Below are 8,916 nucleotides of genomic sequence, written 5' to 3'. Positions count from 1 at the left end.
CCGCGCCCGCCGCGTCCGCGACCGCCGCCACGTCCGCCGTCCGGCCGTAGCCGCGGTGCCGCAGGGTGCCGTCCTGCGCCGTCACCTCGCCGGCCCAGCGCAGCGTCTCGACGACCACCACGCCGCCGGGGCCGACGGCGACGTGCTCGACGGTCGCGTCCGTGCTGCCGGGCCGGTGCAGGTCGCGCAGCACGGTCCACCCGGCGGCCTCCGCCTGCGCGAGCGCCCGCCGGGCACCCGCCACGTCGGCGGCGTCGGTCAGCCAGGCGTCGAACCAGTCGTCGGACCGGTCGGCCGCGGGGCGCGCCGAGGGCACGACGGACGCCCTGCGTGCCGCCGTGCGCCACAGCCCGCGGCGGCGCGTGCGCCGCGCGGTCGGCTCGGTGCCGATCCCCTGCTCCACACGGGACCTATCGACACGCAGGGCCGAAATGCTGAGCGGAACGGCGCATCCGGTGGACCGGTGAGGAGCGCGGTCCCCCGCGCCGGCCCGAGTTCGCCGGTTCCGCGCGAGTTCGCCGGTTCCGCAGGGGCCCGATCCGCGCAACCGGCGAACTCGGCGGGCGGGCCCCTGCGGGTGCCGCGGTGGGTCAGGCCAGCGCCCGCCACGCCTCGCGCCGACGGGCCTGCTCGTCCGGGTCCGGGACCGGCAGGCTGGCGAGCAGCCGGCGGGTGTACTCCTCGCGGGGCGAGCCGAGCACCTCCTCGCCGGTGCCCTCCTCGACCAGCCGCCCGCGGTGCAGCACCGCGATCCGGTCGGCGAGCAGGTCCACCACCGCGAGGTCGTGGCTGATGAACAGGCACGCGAACCCGAGCTGCTCCTGCAGCTCGGAGAACAGCTCCAGCACCCGGGCCTGGACCGACACGTCGAGCGCCGACGTGGGCTCGTCGGCGATCAGCAGCTCCGGGTCGAGCGCGAGCGCCCGGGCGAGCGACGCGCGCTGGCGCTGGCCGCCGGACAGCTCGTGCGGGAACCGGTCGCCGTAGGACCGCGGCAGCTGCACGGACTCGAGCAGCTCGTCCACCCGGGACCGCGCGGCCCGGGCGTCCCGGGCCCGTCCGTGCACGACCAGCGGCTCGGCCACGCACTCGGCGATGGTGAGCAGCGGGTTGAACGACGTCGCGGGGTCCTGGAACACGAACCCGATGCGCGGGCGCACGGGCCGCAGCTCGCGCTCGCGCACGCCGTTCATCTCCAGGCCGAGGACCTGGAGCGAGCCGCCGGTGACGCGGGTGAGGCCGGCGATCGCCCGCCCGATCGTGGTCTTGCCGGAGCCGGACTCGCCGACCAGGCCGACGACCTCCCCGGGCCGGATCGCGAGCGAGACCCTGTCGACCGCCCGGAACCCGGGCTGCCGCAGCCGCCCGGGGTAGACGATCTCCAGGTCGCGCGCCTCGACCACCGGCGTCTGCTCGGCCCAGCCCGCGGACCGGGCGGCGGCGCGGGCTCGGGCGTGCGCGCCGCCGCCGCCGATCCGCGGCACGGCGTCGAGCAGCGACCGGGTGTAGGCGTGCTGCGGGGCGCCGAACAGGTCGCGCACAGGCGCCTGCTCGACGATCTTCCCCTGGTACATCACGGCCACGCGGTCGGCGAGGTCGGCCACCACGCCCATGTTGTGCGTGATGAGCACGATGGCCGCGCCGAACTCGTCCCGGCAGCGGCGGAGCAGGTCGAGGATCTCGGCCTGCACGGTCACGTCCAGGGCGGTGGTGGGCTCGTCGGCGATGATCACGCCGGGGTCGAGCACCAGCGCCTGGGCGATGACGATGCGCTGCTTCTGCCCGCCGGAGAACTGGTGCGGGTAGTGGTCGATCCGGTGCTCCGGGTCGGGGATGCCGACCCGGCGCAGGATGTCGACCGCCTTGGCCCGCGCCTCGGCGCGGCTGATCTTCTGGTGGGCGCGCAGGCCCTCGACGATCTGCCAGCCCACCGGGTACACCGGGTTGAGCGCGGTGGACGGCTCCTGGAACACCATGGCGGCGTCCCGGCCGCGGACGCGCCGGAGCGCCGATCCGTCGAGCGCGACGACGTCGCTGCGCACCGCGCCGTCCCGGGAGGACAGCACGACGGCGCCCCGGGTGGTGGCGGTGGACGGGAGCAGGCCGAGCAGCGTCTTGGCGGTCACCGACTTGCCGGAGCCGGACTCGCCGACGACGGCCAGCACCTCCCCGGCGGCGACGGTGAGCGAGACGCCGTCGACCGCGCGGACGTCGCCGGCGTCGGTCGCGAAGGACACCGACAGGTCGGTGATCTCGACGACCGGCTCGGCGGTGGTGCCCTGGTGGGGCGTGGTGTCGATCCGTGCGGTCATCGCGTGCGCTCCGTCCCGGGCTCGAGGCCCTCCACTCCGCCGGGGGCCGTGAGGGCGCCGCCGGGAACGACCGAGGTCGCCGCGAGGTCGCCCTGCACGTCGGCCGACGCGCGGCGGGTGCGCAGCCGCGGGTCCGCCAGGTCGTTGAGCGACTCGCCGACCAGCGTGATGCCCAGGACGGACAGCACGATGGCGACGCCGGGGAACACCGACGTCCACCAGATGCCCGACGTGACGTCGGCGATGGCCCGGTTGAGGTCGTAGCCCCACTCCGCGGCCTGGGTCGGCTCGATGCCGAAGCCGAGGAACCCGAGCCCGGCCAGGGTGAGGACGGCCTCCGACGCGTTGAGCGTGATGATCAGCGGCAGCGTCCGGGTGGCGTTGCGCAGGACGTGCTTGGTCATGATCCGGGTGCTGCTGGCCCCGATCACCCGGGCGGACTCGACGAACGCCTCGGACTTGATCCGGATGGTCTCGGCGCGCACCACCCGCAGGTACTGCGGCGTGAACACGACGGTGATCGACAGCGCGGCGGCGAGGACGCCGCCCCACATGTCGGACTGCCCGCCGCTGATGACGATGGCCAGCACGATGGCGAGCAGCAGGGACGGGAACGCGTACACGGCGTCGGCGATCACGACGAGGACCCGGTCGAGCCAGCCGCCGAAGTAGCCGGACAGCAGCCCGAGCAGCACGCCGATGAACAGCGAGGCCGCGATGGCGATGATCATGACGAGCAGCGCGGTGCGCGAGCCGTAGATCACCCGGGACAGCACGTCGAAGCCGCCGACGGTGGTGCCGAGCCAGTGCTCGGCCGAGGGCGGCTGCTGGGCGCCGAACGGGCCGTCCGCGTCGCGCAGCTGGTTGAAGCCGTACGGCGCGAGCAGGGGCGCGATCAGCGCCGTCAGGACCAGCAGGCCGGTGAGCACCAGGCCGGTGATCAGCATGCCGCGCTGCAGCCCGACGCTCTGCCGGAGCTGGTGCACGACGGGCAGCTGGCGCCAGCCGCGGCGCGCGGTCGGCGCGGACGTGGCGGGGACGGCCCCGGTGGCGGGGGTGGTCGCCATGTCAGTACCTCACCCTCGGGTCGATGAGCGCGGCGAGGACGTCGACCAGGAAGTTGGTCACGGCGACGATCACGGCGAGCAGCACGACGATCCCCTGCACGGCGACGAAGTCGCGCGCCTGCAGGTACTGCGACAGCTGGAAGCCGAGGCCGCGCCACTCGAAGGTCGTCTCGGTGAGCACCGCGCCGACGAGCAGCATCGCGACCTGCATGCCGACGACGGTGATGATCGGGATGAGCGCCGGCTTGTACGCGTGCTTGCGCAGCAGCCGGGACTCGCGGACGCCTCGGGACCGGGCGGCGTCGACGTAGCCGGAGCCGAGCGTGCCGATCACGTTGGTGCGCACGAGGCGCAGGAACACGCCCGCGGTCAGCAGGCCGAGCGCGATCGCGGGGAGGACGGCGTGCTGCAGGACGTCCGCGACGACCTCGCCGTTGCCGGTGCGGATGGCGTCGATCAGGTAGATCCCGGTCGGGTCGTCCAGCTGCCGCATCGCGATCTCGGACCGCGTGGACGCGCGCCCGGACACCGGGAGCCAGTCGAGCTGCACGGCGAACACCAGCTTGAGCAGCAGGCCGGCGAAGAACACGGGCGTGGCGTAGCAGGCGATGGCGAACACGCGCAGCACCGCGTCGTGGAACCGGTCGCGGAAGTACGCGGCGAGCAGGCCGAGCGGGATGCCGACGACGAACGCGACGAGCAGCGCGTAGCACGCCAGCTCGAGGGTCGCGGCGCCGAACGTGGTCAGCACCTCGGTGACGGGCCGGCTGTCGCTGAGGGTGGTGCCGAAGTCGCCCCGCAGGAGGTCGCCGAGGTACTCCCCGTACTGGACGAGGATCGGCCGGTCGTAGCCGGCCTGGTGGATGCGCTCGGCGAGCTGGTCGGCGGGCAGGCGCCCGCCCTGGGCGGCCGTGATCGGGTCGCCGGTCGCGCGCATCAGCACGAACACGACGGTGACCAGGATGAACACGGTCGGGATGATCAGCAGGAACCGCACGAGCAGGTAGCGGCCGAGCCCGCCGCCGGCGCCGCGGGTGCGCGGCTCCTTGCGGCCGGGCGTCGCGTCGCCCCCGGTGGCGGTCGCGTCCGCTGCGCCGGTGGGCTGCAGCGGACCGGTGGTGGAGGTGGAGGTCATCTCTTCTTCCCGGTGACGCCGCAGCGCGGGCCGCTCGGGTGAGCGGCCCGCGCCGGGCGTGGTGTCGGTCGGATCAGCCGAGGGAGAGCGCGCCGTAGCGGAACTTGAACGAGGCGTCGAGGGTGTCCTCGGCGCCGGTCACGTCCGCGCCGACGACGGCGACCTGGGCGCCCTGGAGGTACGGCACCGTGGACAGGTCCGCGGCGACCGCGTCCTGGATCTGCTCGATGAGCGCGGTGCGCTCGCCGGCGTCGGCGGTGACGGCCTGCTGCAGGATCAGGTCGTTCACCTCCTGGTTGTCGTAGTGGTTGCCCAGGAAGTTCTCCGTGAGGAAGAACGGCGTCAGGTAGTTGTCCGCGTCCGAGTAGTCCGGGAACCAGCCGAGCTGGTAGGCCGGGTACACGTCCGAGGTGCGGTCCTTCGCGTACTGCACCCACTCGGTGGTCTGCAGGTCGACCGTGAACAGCCCGGTGGACTCGAGCTGGTCCTTGATCAGCGCGTACTCCTCGCCGGAGGACGGGCCGTAGTGGTCGTTGCTGTACTGCAGCGACAGCTGGACCGGGGTCTCGACGCCGGCGGCCTCGAGGGTCGACGCGGCCTTGTCGGCGTCCGGGCCGCCCTCGCCGTCGCCGTACAGCGGCTTGAGCGACTCGGTGGCGCCGGTGAGGCCCTCGGGGACGTACGAGTACAGCGGCGTGTAGGTGCCCTTGTAGACCTGGTCGGCGATCTCCTCGCGGTCGATCAGGTCGGCCACCGCCTGCCGGACGGCGAGCGCCTTGGCCTCGTCGGCCTCCGGCGTGGTCGTGCCGTACGGCTGGGTGTTGAAGTTGAACGTGATGTAGCGGATCTCGCCGCCGGGGCCGTCCACCACCTTCACGTTGTCGTCGCCGCGCAGGTCCTCGATGTCGGTCGCGGACAGGCTGCGGAACGCCACGTCGACGTCGCCCTGCTGGACGGCGAGCTTCAGGTTGGACGCCTCGGCGTAGTAGGTGACCGAGACCTCCTCGTTCTTCGGCGCGCCGAGCAGGCCCTGGTACTCCGGGTTCGCCTCGTACGACACGAGGTCGTTCTGGCTGTAGCCGGTGATCGTGTACGGGCCGGCGAACGCCTGGCCGTCGACGATCTCGTCGTCCGGGGTCAGCGCGTCGGCCGCGAAGACCTCCTCGTCGACGATCGGGCCGGCGGGGCTCGACAGGATCTGCGGGAACACCTGGTCGTCGGGGGACTTCAGGGTGAACACGACGGTGGTGTCGTCGGGCGCCGCGACGCTGTCCAGGTTGTAGAGCAGCGAGCCGGGGCCGTTGCCGTCGTCCGCGCCCGACTCGAAGATCGCGAGCTGGCGGTCGAACGTGAACTTCACGTCGGAGGACGTGAGGTCGTTCCCGTTCGCGAAGGTCAGGCCGGGCTTCAGGGTGACCGTGTACTCGGTCGGCGAGGTGAACTCGGCCGACTCGGCGATGTCGGGCTCCACGTCCGGGCTGCCGTACGGCGTGTTCATGAGGAACGGGTACACCTGGTTCATCACGGCGAACGAGCCGTTGTCGTAGGAGCCCGCCGGGTCGATCGTCGTGATCTTGTCGGTCGTGCCGATCAGCAGCGAGCCGCCGCCGGACGAGCCGCCGCCGTCCGAGGTGTCGTCGCCGCCGTCGGAGCCGCCGCCGCACGCGGCGAGGACGAGGGCGGTGGCGGCCAGGCCGGCCACGGAGACGATGCCGCGCCGGCGGCCGAGGGGAACCGCAGTCATGCGTGTACCTCTTCCCTGAAGGAGGTCCAGCCGGGGCGCGGCCGCCCGGTGACCCGGCGGCGCGTCCCCGGTCGCGTGGGGGTGTCGCGCGGTCGCGGGCGCTTCCGGGCGCCCGTGACGTGGGTCATAGGAGTAGCACAGGATGTGAGACTTTCGAACATTCCCGTGTTACGCGGACATTTCGGATCTGAAAAGGTCCAGGTCAGGGCGCCGGGACCGTGATGTTACCGATCAGTAGGAATGATTCCCGCCGAGAAATACCGACCTTCTGGTAGGTCGGCGCCCGTCAGGCGGCCGGCGGCGTCGCGCCGGCGGCCGCGCGGGCCGCGGCCGGCAGCGCCTCGACGATGCGCCCGAGTGCCGCGTCGTCGTGCGCCGCGGACACGAACCACGCCTCGAACGCGGACGGCGGCGCGTAGACCCCGTCCCGCAGCAGGCTGTGGAAGAACGCCGGGTACCGCCACGACTCGGTCGCGAGCATCTGGGCGTAGTCCCGCGCGCCCGCGTCCGTGCCGAGCACCGTGCTGAACAGGTTGCTGGCGTTCTGGACGGCGTGCGGCAGCCCGGTGGCGGTCAGCGCCTCGTCCACCGCCGCGCGCAGGGTCGCCGACGCCCGGTCGACCGCCGCGTACACCGCGTCGTCGGCGAGCCGGAGCGTGGCCAGGCCCGCGGCGACGGCCACCGGGTTCCCGGACAGCGTGCCCGCCTGGTAGACCGGGCCGACGGGGGCCAGCGCGTCCATCACCTCGGCGCGGCCGCCGAGCGCGGCGACCGGCATGCCGCCGCCGACGACCTTGCCGAACGTCAGCAGGTCGGGCGACCAGCCCTCGCGCGCGGCCTCCAGGCCCCACCAGCCCGCGGGACCGACGCGGAAGCCCGTGAGCACCTCGTCCTGGATCAGCAGGGCGCCGTGCTCCCGGGTGATCCGGGACAGCGCGGCGTTGAACCCGGGCTCCGGCGGGACGACGCCCATGTTCGCCGGCGCCGCCTCGGTGATCACCGCGGCGATCCGCGTGCCGTGCTCGGCGAACGCGGCCTCGACCGCGGCGACGTCGTTGTACGGGAGCACGATCGTCTCGGCGGCGATGGCCGCGGGCACCCCCGCGGAGCCCGGCAGCGCGAACGTCGCGAGGCCGGAGCCGGCGGCGGCCAGGAGGCCGTCGGAGTGCCCGTGGTAGAGCCCGGCGAACTTCACGACGGTGTCCCGGCCGGTGACGCCGCGGGCCAGCCGGATCGCGGTCATGGTCGCCTCGGTGCCGGTGGACACCAGGCGCAGCCGCTCGACGGCGGGCACCCGGGCGCGCACGGCCTCCGCGAGCTCGACCTCGGCCAGCGTGGGGGCGCCGAAGCTCAGGCCCCGGCCCGCGGCCTCGCGGACGGCCTCGACGACCTCCGGGTGCGCGTGACCGAGGAGCGCGGGACCCCAGGAGCCGACGAGGTCCACGTACTCGCGGCCCTCGACGTCGGTGACGTACGCGCCGCGGGCGGACGCCAGGAACCGGGGCGCCCCGCCCACGGACCCGAACGCGCGCACCGGGGAGTTGACGCCGCCGGGCACGACGCCCCGCGCCCGGTCGAACAGCCCCTCGTTCGTGCTCGACGTGCTCGTGCTCGTCACCTCGGTCACCGCCACTCCTCCCGCAGCCAGTGGGCCAGCTCGACGGCCCAGTACGTCAGCACCTGGTCGGCGCCCGCCCGGCGGATGCCGAGCACGGACTCCGTGATCGCGCGGCGGCGGTCCAGCCAGCCCTGCGCGGCGGCGGCCTCGACCATCGCGTACTCGCCGGACACCTGGTACGCCGCGACCGGCACGGTGCTGACGGCGGCGACGTCGGCCAGCACGTCCAGGAACGCGCCGGCCGGCTTCACCATGACGAGGTCAGCGCCCTCCTCGATGTCGAGGGCGACCTCGCGCAGCGCCTCGCGGCGGTTCGCCGGGTCCATCTGGTAGGTCCGGCGGTCGCCCTCCAGCGTCGACTCCACCGCGTCGCGGAACGGCCCGTAGAGCACGCTCGCGAACTTCGCGGCGTACGCGAGCACCGCGACGTCGTCGCGGCCGGCGGCGTCGAGGACGTCCCGGATCACGCCGACCTGGCCGTCCATCATGCCGCTGGGGGCCACCATGTGGGCGCCCGCCTCGGCCTGGACCAGGGCCATCTCCGCGTACCGCTCGAGCGTCGCGTCGTTGTCCACCCGGCCGTCCGCGGTCAGCACGCCGCAGTGGCCGTGGTCGGTGAACTCGTCGAGGCAGAGGTCCGCCTGGATCACCAGCGCGTCGCCGACCTCGGCCCGCACGTCGGCGATGGCGCGGTTGAGCACGCCGTCGGGGTCGGTCGCGCCGGAGCCGACCGCGTCGCGGGTCAGCGGGACGCCGAACAGGTTGACGGCCGACACGCCGGCCGCGGCGGCCTCGGCGGCCGCCCGGCGCAGCGAGTCGCGGGTGTGCTGGACGACGCCGGGCATCGAGGCGATCGGCGCCGGCTCCTCGAGGCCCTCCTTGACGAACATCGGCAGCACCAGGTCGGCGGGGTGCAGCCGCACCTCGCTGACGGAGCGGCGCAGGGCGGCCGTGCCGCGCACCCGGACCCGACGCCCGCACCCTCCCCCTGCCTCCCGCCGCGGCCGCCGCGGCCGCCCGGCCCGGTCGGGTGCGCCCGC

7 protein-coding genes are annotated in these 8,916 nt (G+C 74.0%); all 7 read right to left on the bottom strand.

What is annotated here, in order from left to right:
• Positions 1-403: NERD domain-containing protein (locus tag FA014_RS15780; RefSeq protein WP_230323243.1), on the bottom strand; the 403-nt coding region annotated here is incomplete at its 3' end.
• A 187-nt stretch (positions 404-590) separates the two neighbouring features.
• A complete protein-coding gene (locus FA014_RS15775; protein ID WP_154730602.1) occupies positions 591-2,312 on the bottom strand; it encodes a dipeptide ABC transporter ATP-binding protein in 1,722 nt (573 codons plus the stop codon).
• Positions 2,309-3,379, bottom strand: coding sequence for an ABC transporter permease (locus FA014_RS15770; RefSeq protein ID WP_230323242.1), 1,071 nt, complete (start codon positions 3,377-3,379; stop codon positions 2,309-2,311). Before FA014_RS15770 ends, FA014_RS15775 begins: the two co-directional genes overlap by 4 nt.
• Position 3,380: 1 nt before the next feature.
• Positions 3,381-4,514, bottom strand: coding sequence for an ABC transporter permease (locus FA014_RS15765; protein WP_154730601.1), 1,134 nt, complete (start codon positions 4,512-4,514; stop codon positions 3,381-3,383).
• Positions 4,515-4,587: 73 nt separating this feature from the next.
• Entirely contained in the window at positions 4,588-6,258 is a 1,671-nt protein-coding gene (locus FA014_RS15760) for an ABC transporter substrate-binding protein (RefSeq protein WP_154730600.1), read from the bottom strand.
• Positions 6,259-6,544: 286 nt separating this feature from the next.
• Positions 6,545-7,876 carry a glutamate-1-semialdehyde 2,1-aminomutase gene (gene hemL, locus FA014_RS15755; protein WP_154730603.1) on the bottom strand — a complete coding sequence of 444 codons (1,332 nt, stop codon included), beginning with the start codon at positions 7,874-7,876 and terminating at the stop codon, positions 6,545-6,547.
• 5 nt (positions 7,877-7,881) lie between these two features.
• Positions 7,882-8,838 carry a porphobilinogen synthase gene (hemB, locus tag FA014_RS15750; protein WP_154730599.1) on the bottom strand — a complete coding sequence of 319 codons (957 nt, stop codon included), beginning with the start codon at positions 8,836-8,838 and terminating at the stop codon, positions 7,882-7,884.
• Positions 8,839-8,916: the final 78 nt, after the last annotated feature.

Origin of the sequence: Cellulomonas hominis (genome assembly GCF_005239125.1) — a bacterium.
GTDB lineage: Bacteria > Actinomycetota > Actinomycetes > Actinomycetales > Cellulomonadaceae > Cellulomonas > Cellulomonas hominis_A.
Note: the sequence above shows the minus strand (reverse complement) of the source record. Positions and strands in the feature narration are given on the sequence as shown.

Bases quoted from the DNA above. Each gene is read 5' to 3' on its own strand.
- FA014_RS15775 (WP_154730602.1), bottom strand. From the start codon at position 2,312: ATGACCGCACGGATCGACACCACGCCCCACCAGGGCACCACCGCCGAG.
- FA014_RS15770 (WP_230323242.1), bottom strand. From the start codon at position 3,379: ATGGCGACCACCCCCGCCACCGGGGCCGTCCCCGCCACGTCCGCGCCG.
- FA014_RS15765 (WP_154730601.1), bottom strand. From the start codon at position 4,514: ATGACCTCCACCTCCACCACCGGTCCGCTGCAGCCCACCGGCGCAGCG.
- FA014_RS15760 (WP_154730600.1), bottom strand. From the start codon at position 6,258: ATGACTGCGGTTCCCCTCGGCCGCCGGCGCGGCATCGTCTCCGTGGCC.